This is a genomic window from Flavisolibacter tropicus (assembly GCF_001644645.1).
In the GTDB taxonomy this organism is placed as follows: Bacteria; Bacteroidota; Bacteroidia; order Chitinophagales; family Chitinophagaceae; genus Flavisolibacter; species Flavisolibacter tropicus.
Window position 1 is genome coordinate 5620025 of record NZ_CP011390.1, and the last position, 22629, is coordinate 5642653.

General features: G+C 40.4%; 26 protein-coding genes. 11 read left to right on the forward strand and 15 right to left on the reverse strand.

Annotated features, from left to right (window positions below):
• Window positions 1–54 precede the first annotated feature (54 nt).
• A complete protein-coding gene (locus tag SY85_RS23800) occupies window positions 55–453 on the forward strand; it encodes a GreA/GreB family elongation factor (RefSeq protein ID WP_066408580.1) in 399 nt (132 codons plus the stop codon).
• A 221-nt stretch (window positions 454–674) separates the two neighbouring features.
• On the opposite strand, the gene SY85_RS23805 is transcribed toward SY85_RS23800, so the two are convergent.
• Window positions 675–1328 (reverse strand): hypothetical protein, encoded by a 654-nt coding sequence (locus tag SY85_RS23805; RefSeq protein ID WP_066408581.1) that lies wholly within the window; start codon window positions 1326–1328, stop codon window positions 675–677.
• Between the two features lie 356 nt (window positions 1329–1684).
• Here SY85_RS23805 and SY85_RS23810 point away from each other — a divergent pair, with 356 nt between their 5' ends.
• Window positions 1685–2605, forward strand: coding sequence for an NAD-dependent epimerase/dehydratase family protein (locus SY85_RS23810; RefSeq protein WP_066408582.1), 921 nt, complete (start codon window positions 1685–1687; stop codon window positions 2603–2605).
• Between the two features lie 163 nt (window positions 2606–2768).
• Here the strand turns inward: SY85_RS23810 and SY85_RS23815 are convergent, their stop codons facing one another.
• Window positions 2769–3698 carry a pseudouridine-5'-phosphate glycosidase gene (locus SY85_RS23815; protein ID WP_066408584.1) on the reverse strand — a complete coding sequence of 310 codons (930 nt, stop codon included), beginning with the start codon at window positions 3696–3698 and terminating at the stop codon, window positions 2769–2771.
• A 438-nt stretch (window positions 3699–4136) separates the two neighbouring features.
• Window positions 4137–4808, reverse strand: a complete 672-nt coding sequence (locus tag SY85_RS23820) for a hypothetical protein (RefSeq protein WP_148661279.1) — start codon at window positions 4806–4808, stop codon at window positions 4137–4139.
• Window positions 4809–4949: 141 nt separating this feature from the next.
• Here SY85_RS23820 and SY85_RS25750 point away from each other — a divergent pair, with 141 nt between their 5' ends.
• Complete coding sequence (locus SY85_RS25750) at window positions 4950–5087, forward strand: hypothetical protein (protein WP_158513027.1); 138 nt, start codon at window positions 4950–4952, stop codon at window positions 5085–5087.
• Window positions 5088–5130: 43 nt separating this feature from the next.
• On the opposite strand, the gene SY85_RS25535 is transcribed toward SY85_RS25750, so the two are convergent.
• The 6 genes from SY85_RS25535 to SY85_RS23845 all read right to left on the reverse strand — a co-directional run bounded on the left by SY85_RS25535 (window position 5131) and on the right by SY85_RS23845 (window position 8093).
• A complete protein-coding gene (locus SY85_RS25535) occupies window positions 5131–5322 on the reverse strand; it encodes a hypothetical protein (RefSeq protein ID WP_148661280.1) in 192 nt (63 codons plus the stop codon).
• A gap of 343 nt (window positions 5323–5665) precedes the next feature.
• Window positions 5666–5929: a hypothetical protein gene (locus SY85_RS23825; protein WP_066408597.1), complete on the reverse strand. Its 264-nt coding sequence runs from the start codon at window positions 5927–5929 to the stop codon at window positions 5666–5668.
• A gap of 146 nt (window positions 5930–6075) precedes the next feature.
• A complete protein-coding gene (locus tag SY85_RS23830; protein WP_066408604.1) occupies window positions 6076–6363 on the reverse strand; it encodes a hypothetical protein in 288 nt (95 codons plus the stop codon).
• Between the two features lie 320 nt (window positions 6364–6683).
• Complete coding sequence (locus tag SY85_RS23835) at window positions 6684–6998, reverse strand: hypothetical protein (RefSeq protein WP_066408607.1); 315 nt, start codon at window positions 6996–6998, stop codon at window positions 6684–6686.
• Between the two features lie 455 nt (window positions 6999–7453).
• Window positions 7454–7750: a hypothetical protein gene (locus SY85_RS23840; protein ID WP_066408609.1), complete on the reverse strand. Its 297-nt coding sequence runs from the start codon at window positions 7748–7750 to the stop codon at window positions 7454–7456.
• A 34-nt stretch (window positions 7751–7784) separates the two neighbouring features.
• Window positions 7785–8093 (reverse strand): RNA recognition motif domain-containing protein, encoded by a 309-nt coding sequence (locus SY85_RS23845; protein ID WP_066408612.1) that lies wholly within the window; start codon window positions 8091–8093, stop codon window positions 7785–7787.
• Between the two features lie 294 nt (window positions 8094–8387).
• On the opposite strand from SY85_RS23845, the gene SY85_RS23855 reads away from it, so the two are divergent.
• From SY85_RS23855 to SY85_RS23870, 4 genes are all read left to right on the forward strand, one after another.
• Window positions 8388–8684, forward strand: a complete 297-nt coding sequence (locus tag SY85_RS23855) for an RNA recognition motif domain-containing protein (protein WP_066408616.1) — start codon at window positions 8388–8390, stop codon at window positions 8682–8684.
• Complete coding sequence (locus tag SY85_RS23860; RefSeq protein ID WP_066408617.1) at window positions 8672–8962, forward strand: hypothetical protein; 291 nt, start codon at window positions 8672–8674, stop codon at window positions 8960–8962. Before SY85_RS23855 ends, SY85_RS23860 begins: the two co-directional genes overlap by 13 nt.
• Before the next feature lie 165 nt (window positions 8963–9127).
• On the forward strand, window positions 9128–10207 hold the full coding sequence (locus tag SY85_RS23865) for a fatty acid desaturase family protein (protein ID WP_066408619.1): 1080 nt from the start codon (window positions 9128–9130) through the stop codon (window positions 10205–10207).
• A 328-nt stretch (window positions 10208–10535) separates the two neighbouring features.
• The gene (locus tag SY85_RS23870; RefSeq protein WP_066408620.1) at window positions 10536–11297 is read left to right on the forward strand and encodes an NYN domain-containing protein; all 762 of its coding nucleotides are present in this window, start codon (window positions 10536–10538) and stop codon (window positions 11295–11297) included.
• Between the two features lie 167 nt (window positions 11298–11464).
• On the opposite strand, the gene SY85_RS23875 is transcribed toward SY85_RS23870, so the two are convergent.
• Window positions 11465–11779 (reverse strand): RNA recognition motif domain-containing protein, encoded by a 315-nt coding sequence (locus tag SY85_RS23875; RefSeq protein WP_066408624.1) that lies wholly within the window; start codon window positions 11777–11779, stop codon window positions 11465–11467.
• Between the two features lie 315 nt (window positions 11780–12094).
• Here SY85_RS23875 and SY85_RS23880 point away from each other — a divergent pair, with 315 nt between their 5' ends.
• From SY85_RS23880 to SY85_RS23890, 3 genes are all read left to right on the forward strand, one after another.
• Entirely contained in the window at window positions 12095–12367 is a 273-nt protein-coding gene (locus SY85_RS23880) for a hypothetical protein (protein ID WP_066408626.1), read from the forward strand.
• 704 nt (window positions 12368–13071) lie between these two features.
• A complete protein-coding gene (locus SY85_RS23885; protein WP_158513028.1) occupies window positions 13072–13710 on the forward strand; it encodes a reverse transcriptase domain-containing protein in 639 nt (212 codons plus the stop codon).
• 571 nt (window positions 13711–14281) lie between these two features.
• Window positions 14282–15499: a glycosyltransferase gene (locus SY85_RS23890; RefSeq protein WP_066408629.1), complete on the forward strand. Its 1218-nt coding sequence runs from the start codon at window positions 14282–14284 to the stop codon at window positions 15497–15499.
• A 5-nt stretch (window positions 15500–15504) separates the two neighbouring features.
• Here SY85_RS23890 and SY85_RS23895 read toward each other — a convergent pair whose 3' ends face one another.
• The 3 genes from SY85_RS23895 to SY85_RS23905 are packed head-to-tail and all read right to left on the reverse strand — an operon-like array spanning window position 15505 to window position 18285.
• The gene (locus tag SY85_RS23895; RefSeq protein WP_066408631.1) at window positions 15505–16326 is read right to left on the reverse strand and encodes a glycosyltransferase; all 822 of its coding nucleotides are present in this window, start codon (window positions 16324–16326) and stop codon (window positions 15505–15507) included.
• Entirely contained in the window at window positions 16319–17437 is a 1119-nt protein-coding gene (locus tag SY85_RS23900) for a UbiA family prenyltransferase (RefSeq protein WP_066408633.1), read from the reverse strand. Before SY85_RS23900 ends, SY85_RS23895 begins: the two co-directional genes overlap by 8 nt.
• Window positions 17438–17445: 8 nt before the next feature.
• On the reverse strand, window positions 17446–18285 hold the full coding sequence (locus SY85_RS23905; protein WP_066408635.1) for an ABC transporter permease: 840 nt from the start codon (window positions 18283–18285) through the stop codon (window positions 17446–17448).
• A gap of 260 nt (window positions 18286–18545) precedes the next feature.
• On the opposite strand from SY85_RS23905, the gene SY85_RS23910 reads away from it, so the two are divergent.
• Window positions 18546–19730 carry an ABC transporter ATP-binding protein gene (locus SY85_RS23910; RefSeq protein ID WP_066408636.1) on the forward strand — a complete coding sequence of 395 codons (1185 nt, stop codon included), beginning with the start codon at window positions 18546–18548 and terminating at the stop codon, window positions 19728–19730.
• A gap of 103 nt (window positions 19731–19833) precedes the next feature.
• On the opposite strand, the gene SY85_RS23915 is transcribed toward SY85_RS23910, so the two are convergent.
• Both SY85_RS23915 and SY85_RS23920 read right to left on the reverse strand, forming a co-directional pair.
• Complete coding sequence (locus SY85_RS23915; RefSeq protein ID WP_066408641.1) at window positions 19834–20883, reverse strand: prenyltransferase/squalene oxidase repeat-containing protein; 1050 nt, start codon at window positions 20881–20883, stop codon at window positions 19834–19836.
• 355 nt (window positions 20884–21238) lie between these two features.
• Entirely contained in the window at window positions 21239–22234 is a 996-nt protein-coding gene (locus SY85_RS23920; RefSeq protein WP_066408644.1) for a phytanoyl-CoA dioxygenase family protein, read from the reverse strand.
• Window positions 22235–22629 lie beyond the last annotated feature (395 nt).

Consider the following 22629-nt stretch of genomic DNA (forward strand, 5'->3'; position numbering starts at 1 on the left):
GCCGCACTTTAGCTGAGCCACTTATCATTCATATCACTAATTAAAACAAAAGCCATGTTAGCAATACAGGAAAATAGATTACTCATGGTTATACAGGACTATCATCAATTGATGGATTACTTAAGAAAGAATAAGGGTTTAATAAATGATGGTCGAATAGCATCATTGGTAAGAAGGATTGAACAAGCCAATGTGTTATGTGAAGATGAGTTGCCTTGGAACGTAGCTTGCCTGAATTCAAGGGTGAGCATACGGGATAAAATGGTTCGCCTGGATTATACCTACACAATTGTACTTCCAGAACAGGCAGATCATCGCAAGTGTAAAGTGTCTGTGTTCTCACCAATTGGCAGTGCCTTATTTGGTAATAAGCGAGGCGATGAGATTTTCTGGCACGCTCCAAACGGCAAAAGGTATTTTACCATTACGGCGGTATCTCGTTACGTAAAATAGGTTGACCAATTAGTGGGGCCTTTTTGGAACGCCTTTTATTCTTGCGAGTATACTTTGCCTTGCTGTCAGGAAATGAGCTTCGTTGGGAAGAAGGAAAACAAGAGTATTGACGGTGGCATTGTTTTCATTCCTTTGTTTATACATTGAATTTTGTTTGCTGTTTTACATACAGCTTTATGCTTATCCAATTCTTTGATAGTGTTGAATAGGGCTTGTGTCTGCTATTTTTGATGTTGATCGGTGTTTTCAATAATGCTATTGTTCTTTCGGAACAAAAGGGCAAGCAGTAGCATAAAGAGCGGTGCCGTTACAGCCCATGGAAAACCCAAGAGTAGCAGTTTGTAAGAATAGGTGGGATAGAAATAAACAATGGCGATGAAAGGTGTAACCGATGCGTGCGCTATAAATGCACGACGTACCCACTTTTCAAATCCTTGCTTTTTAAAGACGGGAATGGCAATCAAAGTGGCAAGGCCCATAAAAATGTAACCCAGCGCATCAAAATTCCAAAATAGGGAGTGTGGTGTTTGTTGAAGCACACGCACTACTCCCAATTGACCTTGCAGGGTCATGGGGATAACAGTGGCTAACTGTACCACGTAATTGGCGGTAACAAACACGGCATACAGGATGGTGAAGAGTACAGCGGCATGGCTCCAGTACTTTTTATCTTCAGGTGTGATGTAATGAAGGGCCAGCATTTGAAGGACAAAAGGAATCACGATGCAAAGGGAGGTGCCGTAAATAAGCATTTCATCCATTGGATAGGACAGGGCACCATAAAGCTGTAGAAGTTGAACGATGACGTAGGCTACAGTAGCCATACAAGCAAAAAGACCTGACCAAAAGCCAATTCTTTTGATGAAATGTATCATTAGCTTTCGTTTGAATAAAAATACTTTTGGCTTCCGCCTTTATCTATGACCAGCATTGTGGAAAATATGATATCGCTCATGGTTTTGCTACTCCCGCAATAGTCAACTGTAAGAGGAGCGTCTACGCCTGCTTTCTAGCCAAGTTCACGTCTGCTGCACAATAAACAGATGATGAGGCTCTTCGGAGGAATAAAGAATACGCAAGTACATTTCTTAACCCTGTTTCATTGTTTTGTCTAAAAAAGAAGTATTCCTTTGTTATGAATACGGAATGAAATGCCCAATTGGCCGTAGTGGCAACTGTATTTTAATATGTTGTTTCCTTATTCAAAGAAAACTGCAAATACAATAACGATATGCAAACCATCCTTGGCGCTAACGGACAAATTGCTGGAGAATTAGCCAAAGCGTTGTACAGAAATTATAAAACCGCTATTCGACTGGTGAGTCGAAATCCTAAAAAAGTTAACGATACGGATGAAGTATTTGCTGCCAACCTGTTGGAGGCACAGGCAACCGATAGGGCTGTACAAGGGAGTGAGATTGTTTACTTGACTGTCGGCTTGCCAATGGATGTGCAGTTGTGGGAGAAGCAGTTTCCGGTGATGATGCAAAATGTAATTAATGCTTGTAAAAAACATGGTTGCAAATTGGTCTTTTTCGATAACACGTATATGTATCCCAAAACCAGTACACCGCAAACGGAAGATAGTCCATTTACACCTGTTGGTAGGAAGTCTGTTGTGAGAGCGCAGATAGCAACTCTTTTATTGCAGGAGATGAATAACAGAAGCATAGAAGCCGTTATTTGCCGGGCACCTGAGTTTTACGGACCGGACCAAACCCAGAGCCTTACGAATACTTTGGTTTTTGATAAAATCAAGCAAGGCAAAAAGCCGAAAGTGCCCCTCAGGGACAACACGCTGCGAACCCTAATCTGGACACCTGATGCCAGCCGGGCAATGGCATTGATTGGCAATACGCCGGATGCTTTCAACCAAACCTGGCACCTGCCCTGTGATGACCACCGACTTACCTACAAACAACTGATAGACTGTGCCGCGGAGGTTTGTCAAAAAGAGATGAGCTATAACGTTATACCAATGTGGGTGTTTAAATTGGGTGGATTGTTCAACAAACAGCTACGGGAAGTGCAGGAGTTGCTGCCTCGCTATAAGTATGATAACCTATTTGTTTCTGATAAATTTAAAAGCCGCTTTCCTGATTTTAAAATTACTACCTATCAAGAAGGTATTGCTAGCATCATTAATGGGTAAGACACAGAAAGCAGTCGTAGATTATGAAAAATTGTATTGATTGTTACCTGTACTTGGTATAAGTTGTAGATGCAGCTACTGCACATAGGCCTGGCGAGACACCAACAACGGCGTGAAATTCTGGATGTTCAGTCAAACCCCACTCAACCTCTCAACTTTAGTTTTAAACGATCTCCTTTTTAGAGATGTTTGCGAAGGCATTGGCGATTTCAGCTCCCAGTTGGGCATTGTGCCGGATCAGCGCTATGTTGGCCTGCAGGCTTTCTCCTTTTGTATGTTCACTGATGTACCTTAACAGGAACGGCGTGAGGGCTTTCCCCCTGATATGTTGCTTTTTGGCGGACTCCAAGGCCTGATGAATACAGCTCTCTATCTCCGCAGCTGGTACTTCCTGGTTGGCTGGAACAGGGTTGGCAACCAGAACTGCTCCGTTGAGGCCCAGGTTCCATTTGGTGTGTAGCAAGGCTGCAATTTCGTCTGGTGTATCCACACGGAGAGGAGAACGGAAGCTGCTTTGGCGGGAATAAAAACTGGGGAATTCATCCTGTCCCACTGTCACCACGGGAATGCCCTTGGTTTCCATATATTCCAGGGTTAAACCAATATCCAATATTGATTTCACACCGGCAGAAATGACCGCTACGGAAGTGTGTGCCATCTCAGTGAGGTCGGCAGAAATGTCCATGGTGGTTTCAGCTCCCCTGTGCACGCCACCGGTGCCGCCGGTCACAAATATCTTAAGCCCAGCCATGGAGGCGATGCGCATGGTAGCGGCCACCGTGGTGGCACCGAGGAGTTTTTTGCTTAGCACATAAGGCATATCGCTCAAGCTCACTTTCCACACACCGCTGGCCTGGCCCAGGTAATCTATCTGCGCTGGAGTAAGGCCCACATGGCATCTGCCCTCCAAGATGGCAATAGTGGCCGGCACAGCTCCTGCTTCTTTCACAACAGCTTCTACCGCTAATGCCGTCTGGACATTCTGCGGGTAAGGCATGCCATGAGCAATGATAGTGGATTCCAAGGCCACTACCGGCCTTCCTTCGGCTAAAGCTTGTTGAACTTCAGGATGTATTTCTAAAAAAGAATGCATTCAGTAAGATAATGTTTTGCAGCGGCTTTTAAGCGTTCTCACGAAATAGAAACCGGCCCTTCTTTAAAGTTTAATCTCACGGTCAAGCTTATGTGTTGCAGGAGTGAACTCGGTGGCTTTTATTGGCAGTGGCTAGCAAACGGCGTTTTTTCTAAAGTAATGCCAAGTCCCTGCAGTCGCACAATGCCCAAGCATAGGAGAGGCGGCTGGGAAAAAGCATGAACAATTGAGATTTTCTCACCATTACAAAGACTGAAGCAGAAGCGTATTCGTAGGCAGTGCTCTTACTACCTTGTAAGTTGTTGGTGGGCAGTCGCACAAAAGCCCAGCAGAACGCCAACTACGGCTTAAAATTACCGATTGTTTTAAGGGGAATCACATTGCCTTCTGGTGTAATTCCTTTCCCTTGTAAGTAGAATTAATTAAGAAGCTGAATAATTAATTTCTATTTCCAGCGCTGTCTTGAATAGGTGTTGGAATCTGGATAAGTGAATTTGAAGATTGTGTATAAGGACTGCTATCCTGTTTAGCAGTAAGAGGCGGCGTTTGAGTTTTAATTGGTAACTTCTGGGTACTTACTGTGTTTTCAATAACTATGCATTTATGCCCTGGTTGACCATGTGGAGGGTTTGAGCCATTAGATATTTTGGTGGTTGGAGGCATGGATGCCATTGTTTCAGAAGTAGCAGGAGAAAGATTGTTAACGTTTAATGGTGCACCTACAGCTAGGTCGCATCTATGACCAGGAAGGCCATGTTCCGGATTTAAAATAGGATCAACGCTTTGTGTCAAATTCTGTCCAATGGCAGAAAGCTGTGTGCTCTTATTATTTCCTAAAATCGTAGGAAAATTACCAGATTGTAAATTTGATGCTGTACTAGATGGTGAATTTTGTAAGGGAGCACCTACGGGAACATCACATCGGTGGCCAGGCTTACCATGTGCCGGATTAAATTTTAGTGAACTTGCTGATATAAAGTTACTATTTGTAAAAAAGTCTGCTTTAGGATTGTAGGTTCCATACTTTTCATAGCGATCCGTGTTGTCGCAAGATACCATTGAAAGTCCTATTATACACAGAAGGGTAACCGGAAGAATTGAGTATCTCATATGGCTGCTATTATATGTTAAGTAAGAAACATATCGAAAGGGATAGGGTGACTCTGGGTGGCAAGTTACTGAATGCAACCTCCAACTATTCATGCAGTTTGAATACAAACTGTAGCACAATGCTAAACTTAAAAAAAACTGTTGAAAGAAGCAATAGCAAAACTGGCTGAAAAGCTGGAAGAAACTATTTCAATGAAAGAGCAGCTCGCGGCGAGGCGAATCCTACAGGAGAAAGCAGAAGGGCGCTTTGCCTCCAGCGCAATCAACCGCATAATATAATAGCAGGTAATTAGAGACCAACGTTAAACATCCTTTCAAAGGTCTACAACTGGGATATACGAAGGGAGAGCGGTTGTTTCTCACGGTAGGCCTCAATTGCCTGAAGAACGTTGGTGAGCAACTCTTCAGCGCTAGCTAAGTGCGGGTAATTCAGCAAATGACCGTCCATGGTGTCAAAGGAAATGCGTCCACCAGGAAGCAAGTGGTGCAACGATTCATCTGGAAGATAGACCATAACGGTGTGCGTACCCTGACACTCAGTGATGGAGACAACAGCGGTATATGACTGCTGCTCAAACGAAAACGACGTTGTGAATAAACGTGCCAAAGCATGTGTTTTTAGTGATCAAACCGAACTGGTTGAACTAAGCTGCTATGGTAAAAAGGTTGGCGGAAAAACGCAGGTAAGACAACAGAGAAGAACAAAGAGAAAATCCTAATGGTACCCTTATAAATCGGTAACGGGTAGAAAAAGAAAAACGATGGGAGAACGTTAACACCAAAGCAGAGGTGTGGATTAAGTAACTCTTGACTACAATTGTTGACCAGTGAAAATTGCGCTATTCGAGTTGAACGGCTTATGTAGACAAAGTTGGATCCTGCACCGTTACTCTCCAACCTCTCTTTTCAAAATAAGTGAGGAGCGTATCAAACGTGAAGGATTTTGATCCGTGATCAATTTCCATCTGCGCCATGATGTGTTCGCTTTGGGCAATAACCTTAGCTAACCTTTGGGTGCCGGCGCTAACACTGGCGGGTGTAACAGAGACCTTCCCGTTGTTGTAAGAAACAAGAAGTTTGATCAGGTATCGCTCGGCAAGGAAGATGGAGGAAGTACTCACTAAACTGGTTTAAGGTGGAGCGAAGATAGTTTGTGGCGTTCATTCGAAACAATATTGGTCACAACCACTGTTTGACAACAAAAAAAGGTAGCTCCACCCGAAACTACCTTCACAAGCTCACTACTCCTTCTGCACTAAACCGGTATCTATATAGAAACATAGGGTGTTCTCGGTCTTTGCTCAGAACCAAGGGAGCCTCCCCCTTTGGTCAGTTCCGACTGTACAGCGTAGCAGAGGTCGTCCATCAGTTCTTTTTCTTCGCTGTCGCCTGTACAGTGCCGCCCCTCTTTTTTAAAGTGTACCATCAGAGGAGGACCATTGTCACTGGTACCTGCATACTTTTGAAGACCCGCTTCATAACTACCGTCTTCGTACATTGTTACAGTGTAGTGAGCCAGTGCACTTCTGTATAATACTACCGCTGTAACTTCCATGGTCTTCGTTAGTTTCTAACTATAGGGCAAACCCAGTGCCGCAGCAGTAATTCCTATGTCTCCGTTTAAAATACTCTACTGTCTAGGGATTCACAGCATCAGTGGGGATATAGTTGACCACTTTGTAGAGGTCTGTGCTTGACTTGAGGCCGGTTATAAACACTGCAAAGGAGGATACTGGAAAGGAAATTTATTACTTTAAAGAATTGGAGAGTGTATTTCATTCAAATATTCTGAGGTCATAGGTAAGGAACGAAAGACTTGATGTTTTGATCTTATCCGTTAACTGGAATGTTATAACTCTGCAAATTTGCAATGCCTTAGGCTTCGCCTTCCAGTAACCCCATCAAATCCTTCATGCTGTCCTTCAACATGCCAGAGCCCTCGTCAAAGAGGTCGTCTTTCTGCTTCTTGGAAGCCTTGTTATCGTTCGACTTTTTGAGGGAGGTGCGGATCGGGTCGAGCAACTCGAAGAAGGGAGCTACCAACTGTTCATACCGGGCATTGGCCTCCAGTGTTGTCAGTAAGTCTTCGTAGGCATCCAGGATGCCGTAGATCTCCTTGACGTTATCAGCCGTATGACGGCGTGGAATGCGGTCGAATAATTCCTGTAATTGTTCGTTGTTGGTACTCATGTTATTAGGTAAGGTGTGTCGAATATAGTATTGAGCTTACACTTTAAAGAAGGGCGCGTGTTCTTATATGTAAAATAATTATGTACAACAGAGGTTTGTCTAAAGCAATCTGTCGTTGATCAGATGTCATACATTGGCAAGTTGCTTTTGGTAAACTTTCCATTTACGTAGGTTTTATACCTCGCTTGTAACTATTGCTCTGAAAAACTAGCAATGAAGTATGAGTGCGTTCAGTTGCCCAAATTATTATTGTTATATACCAATCTAACTATCATTTACAAGTGATAATTATTCTCGCTTAATATTTCGGGCATCCGGCTAGCCGCCATTTGAAGGTTCGGCTAAAAGATCTGAAAGGTATAGTTGTCTATTATTGAGTTATAATTAATGTAAAATAGCTACTTAAAAAGTAATAGATATGAAGTAAAGTAGGCGTTGTATGCGCAAGTCTTGCCTTAAAGCGACTTGACTTTTTGCATAAACTCATTGATATACTCTTTGATCGATTGGCTCAAGGAAACACTCAATTGGTTACGGTTAGTGCCTTCTGCCTGCTCCAGCAACTCCAGCGCAATCGAATTTAACCGGGAATGTAACTGGCTGACATAGCGGTTTTGCAATTGCTGGAAGACATTTTCATCACCTTGCCGGTCAACAGAAGCAATGGAATGCCTGAATTCGCTATAAATAGAGAAAAAGACATTTCTTGCTCTGTCGTGAAATAAAACTCTTTGTTGTTCAAGTCCTTCCATACGTTTTGAAAAGAAGGTTAAAGAAGCAGAAGCTTTAGTTCTTTCGAAATTGATACCCTTTCACTGCAGGGTTCCCAACTTTATAAGACCCCTTGTGTCCTTCTTTGTTTTCAGCCACTCTGACTGTTACGGCAAGGCCTTGTATTTCACGTGCATCCAAAGCTTCTATAGCCGTTAAGCCTTCCTGTTCGTTAGGCATATTTACATAACCAAAGCCCCGAGACTGGTCTGTAAATCCATCGATAGCAATGGTTGCTGATTGTACTTGGCCATATACAGAGAACAGGTCGTTCAAATCATTGTCTGTTATTGCAGTATTTAAATTACCAATGTAAATATTCATAGAAAAGGTATTTGGTTAATGAAAAAGATTTGAGAAATAAGCAAGAGAGAGGAAAGAAAGAGTTAGCAAAAGTTCCAATTCGGATGCCGGGAGCTCAAATAATATACTTGAAGGTAGGCTATTTCTATAAGCTATGCGAAGAATTCTTGTCCCTTCTGATTAAGAAAAAGCCAATTGTGAGAATTAAAGTCTACCTTCAATAGGTGCCCCGGGTTATATAGCACCTAAGTATTAGATCATCCCACCTTTTCTTTTACTGCGTTGCCTTACGCGTTTTCTCATTAATAAGAACTTATGAATATAGAAGTAACGAATCTAAATCTTAGCTTAATAGATGCAGATATACAACGTCTTTTTACACCATATGGAGAAGTCAGTAGTGCCAGAATTGTCAGAGATAAATTTAACAATCGCTCCAGGGGTAAAGCTATTATAATGATGCCGGTGGAGCGGGAAGCACAAAAAGCCATCTCTAGCTTACATGGCTATACCTTGATGGGTAAAGTAATTTATGTAACAGAAATGCCGAATGCAGATGAAGAACGATCTTCTGATTCCTTATTTTTAAAAAGATACACATGGTTACAGTAACGGATAGGAGCCGGCTAGTGGCAATACGCAAAAGTCTGGACTTATTGGGTAGTAAAGAGAGTTCTTTTTTACGTGTAGAACTATTGTTCTTTGATGCGCTTTCCATTGCCAGAGCGTATGGTAACGACCTGCACGTAAACACTATTCTGGCTTCATTGAAAAATGTACAGCAAGGTGCCTACGAAAAAACCAAGGAGGTTTGTAAAACCAGCCAGCAGAAAGAGCGGCTGATTCGTCAGTTCATAGTACAGTTTAAAAAATCAATCTCAGGAAAATAAAGCATAATAGGATAGCAATTGGCTATCAGAAACATTCCCTCTTTTAAATACAAACTAACAAACGGTAAAGCTTTCACAAAAGGAATACATTAACAGTATAGGCTAAGTTATTCCGGTACCTTCCACTTAATCTCAATAATTTTTTAAGAAACCCAGTCCTACCTTATGGCAAAAGTCAGCTTCAATAATTCTAACCAGGTGTTTTTTGCTTCATTGAAAAAAGCTGTTGATACCTATTTCAGATCGCAACAAATAAAGAAGACTGGCAACTTTCAGTTATACCTGAAAACAACTATTCTTATACCAACAGCACTGATCCTTTATATCAGCCTTCTTGTATTTAGGATGCCTGCGCCCGGTAGCTTGGTGCTTTGCGCCCTTCTAGGCGGTGTTTTAGCCAGTATCGGATTCAATGTCATGCATGATGCCTGTCATGGCAGTTACTCCAGTAAAAAATGGGTCAATAGCCTACTGGGTCTTACCTTAAACGCTTTGGGCGGAAATGCTTTCTTCTGGAAACAGAAGCATAATATCCTGCATCATACCTATACCAACATTGCCGGTGTAGATGATGATATTGCCCAAAGTAAGTTGTTGCGTCAAAGCCCAGCACAGGAATGGATACCCTTGCACCAGTACCAACATCTTTATCTCCCCCTTGCGTATTCACTGACCCTATTTATGTGGGTTGGTATGCGCGACTTTGATAAGTATTTTAAAAAGCGCATTCACAATACGCCCATTCAGAAGATGGCAATCGGGGAGCATATCATTTTTTGGTTAAGTAAGTTACTCTATATCGTCTTTTATATCGTAGTTCCCGTTCTCTGTGTGGGATGGTTGCCTTGGCTGATCGGTTATATAACGATGGCAATGGTTATGGGGCTGGTATTAGCATTTGTCTTTCAATTGGCCCATGCTGTAGAAGGGCCAGAGTTTGATGCGATAGGCTTGGAAGACAAAGTGATTGAGTCGGAGTGGGCAATACACCAAATAAGGACCACCGCCAACTTTGCTCCAAAAAGCAAGTTGATCTCCTGGATGGCAGGAGGGTTGAATTATCAGATCGAGCACCACCTTTTTCCACGTATTAGCCATATTCATTATCCGGCGCTTAGTAAAATTGTACAGGAGCATTGTCGCAAGTTTAATCTGCCATATCATTGCTTTCTTACAACGGGACATGCTGTTGCCTCTCATGTTCGAATAATGAAGCAGTTAGGCAAGAAGCCAGTAGAACTGTAGGCTAAATTCACTTTGTATCTTTTACTATAAAATCATCGCTAGCTAGACCTGACTAAGTTCAAGGGGCTAAGCCATTATTAGTGCATAGCTTGTATGCGCTGCAGAGGCTTAACGGGTGGTTTTGAAATGGGCGACAGTGCATCAATAAGTCGCTTATTTATTTATAAGATTTAATGGTCCGCTAATGATATGGTGTTTATGGTACGGCAGCCTTGGTTTTATAAGTGTTATCTTTAGTTAGCCTTTTATTATTGGTTGTAAGTTAATTGGCGGATGCTTTTGTAAAGGACAAAGAATCTTTATTTAAAAAATCTTCATTAGCAGCGTTATGGAAACAAATAAAGACCTCAAGCTAGCTGTACTCATTGATGCAGACAACGTACCCTACGCCCATGTAAAAGAGATGTTTGAGGAAATTGCCAAATACGGAACACCTACTTTTAAACGCATCTATGCCGACTGGACTAAGCCCACGGTGGCAGGCTGGAAAAAAGTACTGCTGGAAAATGCGATTACACCGATTCAGCAATACAGTTACTCTACCGGAAAGAACGCCACAGATAGTGCCCTTATTATTGATGCCATGGATATATTGTATACTGGCAAAGTGGAAGGCTTTTGTATTGTGTCTTCCGACAGCGACTTTACAAGGTTGGCCACTCGGCTGCGCGAGGCTGGCATGAAAGTAATTGGCATCGGAGAACGGAAAACCCTGAATCCTTTTATTACTGCTTGTGATAAGTTTATCTACCTGGAAATTTTAAAGCCCGACATAACCATTGAGCCGGAAGAGCCTGGTACACAGCCAAACAAACGCTCCTCGAAGCTTCACAGTAAAACGCAGCCAAAGATAGAGCCTAGCGTACTAAAACTACTCAAGGATAGTATTACTGACCTGGCAGATGAAAACGGTTGGGCCTTTTTGGCAGAACTAGGCAATTTGATGCTAAAGAAAAAGCCGGACTTTGATTCCCGCAATTATGGTTTTGCCAAAATGCTGCCCCTGATCAAAAGTTTAAACCAGTTTGAGATAGACGAGCGCGAAACTGGCAAAAGCAATGTAAAACACATCTACATTAGGAAGAAGTAACATTAAAGAATAACCGCTGATGCAACTTTTAAATATATAAAAGCTCTTAACCTATAGGCTCTAACAACATTATAATGCACGCAACGATTTAACTATATACCTTTTTTGTACATAATCAAACAGGCCTTGGATAACCAAGGCCTGTTTGATGTTATCGGGAAAATCTATTAATATCTATTCTTATTGTAACCACCGCCATTATTGTTACCGAAAGGATTGAAGGCACGCGCAGGACGGTCTTCTTTTGGTTTGGCTTCCATTACTTTAATGGTTCTGCCTTCTACCGTAGCACCATCCAGTTCTGCAATCGCTTTGCGGGAAGCTTCCTCATCAGCCATTTCAACAAAACCAAAACCACGAGAGCGGTTAGTCATTTTGTCCATAACAACTTTAGATGATGTTACTTCACCAAACTCAGCAAAAAAATCTCTTAAGTCTTCATCCTGAATGTTGAAGCTTAAGTTTGAAACATAAATGTTCATTCTTAAAAATTGATAATTGTAAAAAAAACATTGAGAAAGGCAAGCAGTAAGAGACTAATTAAGATGCAGATTGCTAAGCAGAATAATTAATGAATACTAATGCGAGGCTCAAATTAACTAGGTGAAGGTAGACTTTCTTTTCTTCATTACAGCCAATATTATCACAAAGCTAGGTAAAGCAAATCCAGATACGGTTATTTGCTGCTACATTTGAATACTTCCATTAAGCTTTTAGCAGATAGTCTACAGTCCAGCCTCTCATTTATGACTTACTTCTATACGCTTTTGCCAAAGAATAAACATTGCACACCAATTATGAACATAGAAGACATCCAAAAATTCCTGGACAATAAAATCTCCACGGGCAATGAACAGGTAAAGATTTCTTTCAAAAAAAGAGAAGCCGTTTACGGCCTGTTTATAAAAGAGCATAAAGATTACCGTGATCTAAAGTCGAAGAACTTCTGGCGCATTGTGCCACTAACCCAATTGGAGACTTATCAAAGAACCAAAGATATTGGTCTGGCTAAGATTTTCCACGGGTCAGAGTTTTCAAAGCTGACCATTAGTACTACTATTATTATTTAATAACCTTCCAAGATACCTATGGTTGTGTCTTACACTTCGAACAACCACGAAGGGGTGAAATATTATCGCAAAACTTCCCAATTGGTGTTTATCTAATACTTTTAAAGCCAACTGCTAACGTCTGGGTACTATTACTTCTCAGAAAAGTATGAATAGTTCTGGTGATTGTACGTAGTGTGGAAACTATATTGAATCATCTATTTAGTAAAAGTCTCTTTTGTACCTTTTGCCCTGAAGCTTTGGGTCGAACCACTGACTTTTTGATAAAGCTATAGCGTCAATCTTAAACGTTTAAATAAGTCAAGTCGAAATTATCATTCATAAATAATACTATTCCAACATAATATTTGCGGCGCAAGCCGAACCTGGAGATCCTTGCTGGAAAAGGATGAATAAGTGTTAAATCAAATTCTGTTTTATAAAATAATTACGCCGGAATCATATGACTCCGGCGTAATATTAGTGCCCAGGCCTAGCTGCAGTTCTAGTGTGCCACGAATGAAAGGCGTTTAGTTCTATTCAATGCTGGGTAAAAGATGGTAGTAGGTCTACCGCATACGCCGGGCAGACGGAGTATGCAAACCACTGCATGCTGCTACAATCAAAAGTTGTGGTGGTGAGCGATGCAGCAAAAGGCTGTGTTTAGCATTGACGCTTTGGAGAGGTGCCGTAGCAACTGTTATAAGTATGATTGAGTGGTGGATGTGGACATCAAAGGCTTCTTTGATAACATTAACCATGAAATTATGATGGAGCTCTTGCAAAAGCATACGGATCAAAAGTGGGTGTTGCTTTACGTGGAGCACTGGCTAAAGGCAGGCGTAGCGCATGAGGATGGCCGTGTTGGCATTAACGAAAGAGACACACCGCAAGGTGGTGTGATCTCACCGCTGCATGCTAACATTTACCTGCATCACTGTTTTGATGTGTGGATGGATCCTATCTGTCCGCACAATGCTTTTGAGCGGTATGCTGATGATCTTGTAATCTATGCGAGCAGTAGAATGGAAGCTGAACTTTTGCTAGGAAAGCTGAGAGAAAGGATGATGAAGTTTAAACTGGAACTGCATCCGGAGAAACTCTATCACAGACGTAGTTCACAGCCGCTGGAGCAAACAGCTTTAAAGCTCAATCCAAAGATCAGGGGCTGGATTAATTACTTCTCCAAGTACAACAGGTACAAGGTGCTGAATGTATTCATGTACCTGAACACACTCATTAAAAAGTGGATTAGAAACACGTACAAACTGCGAAGCATTAGCAGGGTAGTGAACAAGTACAACGAGATGGTAAAAGCAAGTCCTGAGATGTTCTACCATTGGAAACTGGGAATAACGTATTGATTGAATAACAAGAGCCGTGTGAGGTGAGAATCTCACGCACGGTTCTGTGAGAAGCTTGGGCTGCAATGCCCTTGCTTACTCGACACTTTGGGCTTGAGGATTTGAAAATGATGACTAGGTATAATACTGTTATTACAGAGGCAGGTAGGACTCTCTCACATAAATACTATATAACTGCCTAATTAAATGCTTTCCCAACACGATAAAGAAAAAATTGATTGAGTTAATTAGCTGAATTGGCTAGTGAATACTATCAGTGTACATGAATAATAGTTTGTTTATCTGAGCTATTGTTTTTTTAATGCCAATTCATTAGTCTCCAACAAGATACACGGATATGAATTCATAATTTTAAAATTTTCTCTTTGTTAGACCTTTGAAAAGATATTCAGGCAATAAACAATTTCCCTAGTGATAAGAATAGTAGAAAGTTAAATAGATTAAAGCTACTATGGTTAATTATCACTTATCATATAACCTATACAGTTAGTGCATACATAGAAATAATTAATCGTTTTATATGTGTAAACATTTATATATTTAATTTGCAAAGTTTAAAATGTAAGTTTCCTTGTCTGTATTCCTACAATTATATACACAATTATATTTAGGTGGTGGTATTCCAAAAGTTATCGAACAATTAGGTAACGACTTCAAAAATACTACTTCTTATACAGGCCTTTTTGACACTACTACTCCTTCCTATCTGAATGTTCCAAATATTGTTCAAATTGGGTCGCCTTATCAGTCAAAATTCAAATTGCTGGCATGGTACAAGCGTTTCAGAAGCTTAAAAGAAATTAAAAAAGACAAAGGTGTTACAGTCACAGTATCCCATACTCCATGGCTTCATCTGTTAAATACTATTGTTGGAGGAAAGGATAAAAAGATCTTATTGTTTCACACTTCTCTTACTTCTTCCAACGCATTTACTCTGTGGCAAAGAATTTTAATTAAAGCAATCCTATTTCTTTTCTCCAATCAAACCTATGCCTGTATAGCCGTAAGCGTAGAGTTGGAAAATGAATTAAAACGGATTCCTCGCATAAGAAATAAGGTGACCCATATTTTCAACTATTTTGAATTAGAAGAAATCTTTCAAAAATCCAAAGAGCCACTTGCTTTTGAATTGGATGAAATCTTAAATAATTATTCCGTATTTGTTACTGCCGGCCGGTTACACTCGCAAAAGAACTTCACGTTTTTAATTGAATTATTTGCCAAATTAAAAAAAGAAAAGAAGTACTACGCCGCCAAACTTTTAATTATGGGTATTGGCCCTGAGTTGGAAATGCTGATGGAATTAGCTCATTCAGAGCAATTGGTAGCTGTGCAATTGAAAAGCGCAGGGATGGGGGATCTAAAAAAAGCAGATATTATTTTTGCTGGTTACATGGCTAATCCTTATCCTGTCTTACGGAAAGGCGCATTGTATATTTCAACATCATTGTATGAGGGGTTCCCAATAGCTGTTTGTGAAGCATTGGTGTTACAGAAATTGGTGATTATCTCTGACTGCCCAACCGGACATGTGGAAATCATTTCTGGCAGTATTACTAACGGATATAATATCGGCAAAAACCCATTTGGCATATTGTTACCTTTACGCAACTTGCCTAAAAAACAAGCGCTGCATCAATGGCATACTTTTATGGTTGAAAATAGTGATTTAATTTTAGGCTGTAATGGAAATCAGGAAAACCATTACAGGTTTTCTAAAGAACATAAACAGCAGCAGATCATGAAATGGCAAAGAATGATAGAACCTGCTTTTGTCAGTATCGCTTAATGAAATTATTCATCACTTCTTACACCCAATAATCTAAGGTTTCGCAAAATGTTTGAATGATACAACCTGTTTTTAAAGCATTCTTTTTTAGTAAACTTATTTTGCAATAACCCGTGTTCTTGCATTAAACGGGCTAGTGTACTTTTGTATTTTATTTGGTTTTTATCAAATCCATAGTGTCTCCAGGCCTCATTTTGCCAATGAATAAAAAAATAAGACGCTGGTATCTCCATCTCGGAAAGGACAAATTTTGATGTGTTTTCAAACCATTTATCAGGGTTACAGAGATCAGTTAAGATGTATTTTTCGAGCCTATGTCGTTTTATGTTTTTTTCTAAAATAGCTATAGGCTTATGCCAGTCAGTATTAGTGGCATCTACTTCTCTGAAAGCTTCTTCAAAACAATCTAACATTACCTGGCTCCCTTGCGGGCATTTCATTACATTTCCTACCACTAACAAGTTGTGATGGTTGCGAAAAAAAAAGGATTCTGGAAGATCAAAGTATTTCAAACAGGTAATGTCCATATCAACCCACCAGCCTCCTTTTTCATACAATAGCTTATAACGGAATATGTCTGAAAATCCGGCATAGCTACCTTTTCCGTGCCCGAGTGTGCTTGGATTACTATAGTGAAAAACTTGTGTTTTCGGTATGATGCTGTTGGCATCTTGTATCACTACACCCGTGGGGATAGACGTTTCTATAGGTTCGTACACCCACAAATGAAATTGATGGCCCTTATTCGTGAATGAGCTGAGTGTTAGTAGCTCTAACTTGCTTAACGTAGTTCCAATCCATAGTCCATGCACAATTGTATTATCCATTAAAACGTTTGTCTTTTCTTTTTTGAATAGCTACCTGAATGAATATAGAAGCAATTGAATGATTGTTTTTTAAATACCGGCGTAAGAGCCTTATCAGACCTTTTTTTAAATAGTAGTAATTACGTTGTAAATGATGCACTAAGATTTTAAGCTGCGATGGAAAAAGGAAGCTATGGATGCCAATAGCCCACAAGAAATGCAGGTCAGTAAAGCACAGATAGGTCAACAGGAAGTAAGGTATCCAGCATTGATAAAACTCGTTAAGAATAATATTACTTATAAATTGATAATCGGCAGGTAACTGGTATCCTCTTTCCCTGATCATAACCAGCTCACGGAAATAGGAAAGTAGAGCGTGTACAATAAATAAGGGAAGCAGGAATAGAAATGGCTTGCCCAAGGCACTACATGCTACGATCAGGAAGAGCACCTCGATTGGGCTCAGAAATTGTTCTATCAGTCTTTTGATACGTCGCTTTCCCTTTAGTGTTACAACAGTTGAAATGCAGGCTTTTATATCGCTGTTATGGTCGTGAAGTTGATGCGTTAGTATATTTCTGATGCCCACAACGGCTAACCAGGCAACGCAGCTCGTAATAACTAACAGTGAAGGTTGCCCTTCAAGAAAAAACAGCGTGCCGATCCAGAAGGGAAGAATAAAACCATAAAGGGTATCCGTTATCACTGCCAGCCAGCCCCTTTCTTTCAGTCTGACCGGCGGGATGCAGTAAAGGTTTAATAGGATGGCTTCCAGCATGAATAGATAAAGCACCGTATGGGATAGGTGTAAAAACAAATAGGGCAATGCACTTAGTGCAAGCGAGAGGAGGGATAGTAGTATAAACTGCAGTATGGAAACATTTTCCAGCCTATTATGTTTTCCAGCCAGCTTGTCTGCGGCAATATCAAACCAGTCGTTTAAAAGGTAACCATAGGTTGCCAGGCCTATATAAGAGCAAAGGAAGAGGGTAATTGTTGTGAAAGAAATAGAAGTATGCTGAATGATGCAGGCAGCATAGCTTATCGAAAGAATGAATGGTGTTTTATATGACCACCATTCATTGAAACGAAGCCTTACCGGAGAAAATGATGATATGCTGTTGGTCTTCATAGGTAAATTTACATTCGTTCAACAAATAGATCCTGGTAGCGGGTATAATAATATAATCCAGAAGCAAATAGACAGAAGGTCAGGATAGAGCTGGGTAACCATTCTATTATTGGTGCAGGAACATCTAAAAGTACATAGCGGTAAAGGGCAAGTACCGAGGCCAGGGGATTCAAGGATAAGATGGTCTTTAAGGGAGCCGGTACCATCTCTGGCATATAAAACACAGGAGTGATCCAAAGCACATACCCTAAGAACACAAATAGCAAATGGTGTATATTAGGATTTCTTATTAGAAAAACGTTGCTCCATAAGCATAAGCCAAGAATAAAGACCAATTGAAAAAAAGTAATAAAGGGTAATAAAAGGAGCTTCCAGCTAAGAGAAGGAGAAAAATTCAGAAACCCTGCACAAATGAAGAATACAAGTAGTATGATAATTAACTCCGGAAGGCATACTAATGTTCTGTAAATAGGAAATGATAAACGTGAAATGGTAGACTTTTGAAGCAATATCTTATCGGCTTCCACTGCTTTTCCGGCACTGTGCATGGTTTCAATGAACGGTAACCAGGTCAGGAAGCCAGAAACAATGATAAGCGCATAGGGTAGGGAAGGGTGGGTGGATTTTAATACAAACACAAATACATATAAGTAGATCAGTAATTGAATTACAGGCCGGAAACCTATCCAGGCAAACTTAAAGCTCAACTTTGAAAATCGGATCGCCATTTCCCGTTTGGCCATCACCCAAAGTACAGGTCGTTCTTTCCATACCGCCTGTAAGGACTGAAACATGCCAGAAGTAGCAGGGGTAATGACATGCTCAAATTTACCTGTAGTGTTGTTCATAAACAATATAATAAGGGTAGTATAATATTATCCTGCTGCATATACCTATTGATTCAAGGGTAGAATGATAAGGAAAATATACTATACCTTCTCCATTTATAAGTTTGTAATATTGCGCTTTGTAGAAATAGGACTGTATTCGTTAGCGTTGTACATTTTTAAATACCTTTTTATAGTACAACGTTCAACCACTTGACAAAATGAGATCATAAGTCTTATAGCTGGTCTAAAGAAATTCAAATAGTAAAAATAAATCTAAATTGTCGATTCGTACGAGTATAAAGGTTGAAAACATTTCCAAAAGCTTCTTTATAAATAATAAAGAAGTGTATGCTTTAAAGGACATTTCTTTTGAAGTAGCTGCGGGTGAAGCCTTTGGTATTGTTGGTAGAAACGGAGCTGGCAAAAGCACACTATTAAAAATTCTCTCCGGCATTATCAAGCCTACCAATGGCGTTATTAGATACAATGGTCGTATTTCCTCCATTTTGGATTTAGGTTGGAGCTTTCATCCTCAGCTCTCTGGATGGGAAAATATGATGTTGACTGCACAGTTGTTTGGTATTGCAGCCGCTGAAGTAAAGAAGAAAGCCGAAGAGATTATGGAATTCAGTGAACTGGATGCAGAAACGCTTAGTCGCCCGGTATATACTTATTCCAATGGTATGTATTTACGGCTTGCTTTTTCTACTGTCATCACATGGCCGGGTGATATTCTCATCTTTGATGAAGTGCTGACAGTAGGCGACGCCATGTTTGTAATTAAGTCGGCAGAAAAATTAAAAAGTCTTAAAGAAAGGGGTCATTCTATTATTCTTGTAAGTCATGAAATGAATCAGATCAATAACTACTGCGACAGGGTAATGTTTATAGATAAAGGTCAATCTATTTATACCGGCCGGTCGGATCTGGCCTTGAATGAATACCAGGAGTATTTTAACCCTTACAGGGATATGGTACCGGATTATGTACCGAACGGTTGTACCTTGTTGAAGGTCAACATTGAAGTGAATAAGACAAAGATGAATAGTGGTGAAATAGTAGCGGCTGATAAAGATATTAAGATCATACTCCATTTAGCGTTGGATCATACAAAAAGCAGGAAAGATTTTGGTTTGATAATGAATGATTGCCAGGGCGTTCAGTTGTTTGGAGACGAAACACTAGACTGGCCAGTAACTGCATTGGGAGGGAACTGTACAATTGAATGGATGATCCCGGCTAACCTGTTAAATACAGGTTTATTCAAAGTATATCTATTCTGGTTTGAAGATAGAAAGCTCGTTGGCAACACTTCAGTAATTAATTTTTCAGTAGCCTCCGATAGACCTGAAAGAGCTGCCTCTCAGGTCAAGCAGCCCTTTTATTTAAAGGGTGCGTTACGTCCTTATAATAGTAAACCCTTTGAAACTACATTGCAACCACTACGGGTGTCTACCAATTAAGTATTAGATCATCTATATTATATTCCAGTTAATTATTTGTGGTCACTTTTATAGGAGCTAAGACTTCCTCCTGTAATATCCATGTTGATATCAGTTATCAATTTTATACTTCCACTTCAACCTGGTTCTGAAACTTTTGAAGTGCCTCTAAACAAAAAGCAGTTGTTAGTTCTTCAGAGCCCCACCCAATTAGCTTCTTGGGCCCCCCATAATAAAGGATTCTTCTTTGCCAGCAACCCGCTTCCGATTGCGTATCGAGTAAGAGTTTAATTTGATTGGTATAAATAGTTATCGGAGCGTTAAGATCTGCTAATGCACATATGGCTAGTGCGGTGTCTAGCACACTGCTTCCGAACATTCCATTAGGCAAAGTTGCGCTTAATATTTTATCTATTATGAGTTTTCTACTTGGCTCCAAGTCTGAAATGCCCGCTTTATAGTTCCTGGCAATAAAATAATAAATGCTGAAAGGATTGCGATACCACTTATCACAATCGTCTTCCTTGTTTTCTTTTATAATGTTATTCAGATAACCTACAATTGGTGCCGTTGTTTTATTATGGCCCAAATAAAACAACACATTTGCATTTACTGCTGCATCAATGTCATTACGTTCGCATTCCATTTGCCGCCAGAAAAAATAGGTGCTCACTGGCTGAAGTAGTTCAGACCTTACCAGGCGTATATAATCACGATTGTGCTTTTGTTTAAGTCGAAAGGATAACCACGTATAAAACAAACCCTCTTTATTTCTATTAGAAGTAATAAGATTAATGTTTTTACCCCTGATCCATTTGATTCCATTCTTTTCTAAGATGTAAGACACGCAGCAGGTATCATCTAAGTCGGCGGGAATTATTGAATGGTAACCATGAAGTTGTGTATAATGCTTCCATGCTCCAGGTCCCTTCATTTCACGTAACAAGAAGCCTGTACTCAGGCTGATCATTTCATTAACAAAAGCATTCTTTGCTAAAAAGCCCAGAGAATAACATATTAAAGCGGTTGAAAAAACCGAACTGTCAGGCGTACAGTTAATGTGCATTTCATCATCAGTGGCGGTGAATGCACGGAATTGTCCATTTGGATATTGATACTGTTTTAGATATTCAATACCTCGCCTTATAGCATCCTCTATATTCAGTTGGTCCATCTACGGTGTCTAATTGAAAAGATATAATACATAGTTAGATTAATACAAATATTACAGTACGTAAAACAACTGTGATCTCATAATGTTATGTTTGTTCTTGCTAATCGTATCAGTTGGAATAATTAGAAAGTTCCCTGCCTTTCTTAAACCTTCATTAACGGATGTTGCAAGTATATTGGTATCCAGCAGTGCAAACCAATACTAAGTCTGTAAGCTAAAAAAGACAATATTTAAATGAAATTAATTCGCTTATTAGCTGGGTACTATATTTTGTAATTCCTCGCTAGTAGTCCTGCAAATCGGGGAAACCTTCGAGCTACAAAGAACTTGGATGGGCGTCAGAGACCTGGCATGCTCATGAAAACATCTTCTTAAGACGCCGGTTTACGCCACGCAAAATTCTTCCTGCAGTAAACTGATTAGATGAGGCATCGGAAGCTATATATGTTTCCTCTGGTTTCCACTCGCCATTATAAAGACGTTCGCGAATAGCAGGCCCCTTAACTAAAAGTTCTAAAAATCGTTTGTAGGTGATTTCGCGATTTGGGTTTGGTGTGCTACGCGACGTATGAAGGCCGGGCGGTGGTTGCAAGACAGCGTCAATGGAATGGTCGACGAAGAAATTTTTGCTTGTCGGATAGACGTCAAACTGTCCGGTAGCACTATTCAAGATATACAAGGACGGCGTGTGACCCGCAGGATAGGTTTCGATTTGAATGGCCACACGGGACGTAGTACTATTGTTTTGAGGCGACCAGTGAATGAGCGAATCGCAAAAGATAACAGCCTCGCCTACCCCTACATCAATAGGTAAAAGGTGTTTTTGAATAAGACTGTCCTCAAAATCAGCAAAGAAGGGCCGACATAAAGGGCTAGCAATATCCGGCACGACCTTGTGACTACCTGGTATCACATGTAGTGTGCCGTTTTCAGCTGTAGTATCCTGCAACGGCATCCAGATCGTGAGTGTTGTATGTTCATGGTCTAGTACAGGCCAATTCTGGTGGATCTGGAAGCGTCCCTTACCTGGAGGCTTCACATAGAAATTACCAACCAGCATTTCGTAATTATTGAGCACTGCATCAAACCTCGGAAAAATATACCGGGCAATAATGTCCTGCACATGCTGCTTATACGTGCGATCAGTATCAAGAAAGGTGCAGTGGTAGGAGGAGACATTAAGTGGGTTGACTGGGTTTGTATCGGGATCGAAACCATCGGCAGGCGTTAGTGCCTGGAACTCCTGAAGCACTTGTGCCATAAGCTCGGGCTCGGCACAAGCTATTTTAACAAAGCCATCACGAACGAATTGCTGCTGCAGTGTATCAGAAACGAATATGTTGCGATCCATGGATAATTGTTGAGGGATGAAAGTACGATTTATATTTTGGCCGATAACAATAAGCGCTGATATCTAAGATCGCAAATGAAGTGCACGGCACCGGCTTTCCAAAATGACAGCTAAACCTAATCTTCCAATAATCAATAGCAATCGACTACGGAAAAGTAGTCAACTGATATTAACTCAGACTTCTGTCATTTCAGTAAGCCTCCTTTTGTTAGGCGCGCTTTATACCCCTTACTCTTAAATACTTGCTGTATATTGGTCAGTAGGTTCTGCATCGAAAATCAATGGTGCTGTTTAGTAGATAAGTACCACTATTAAATTCTGTTGCGTTAGAAAACTATTAGTATGTAAACCTAGCCGATAAATCCTTGCTTTACAAGGATGTGAAACAAAGGCTA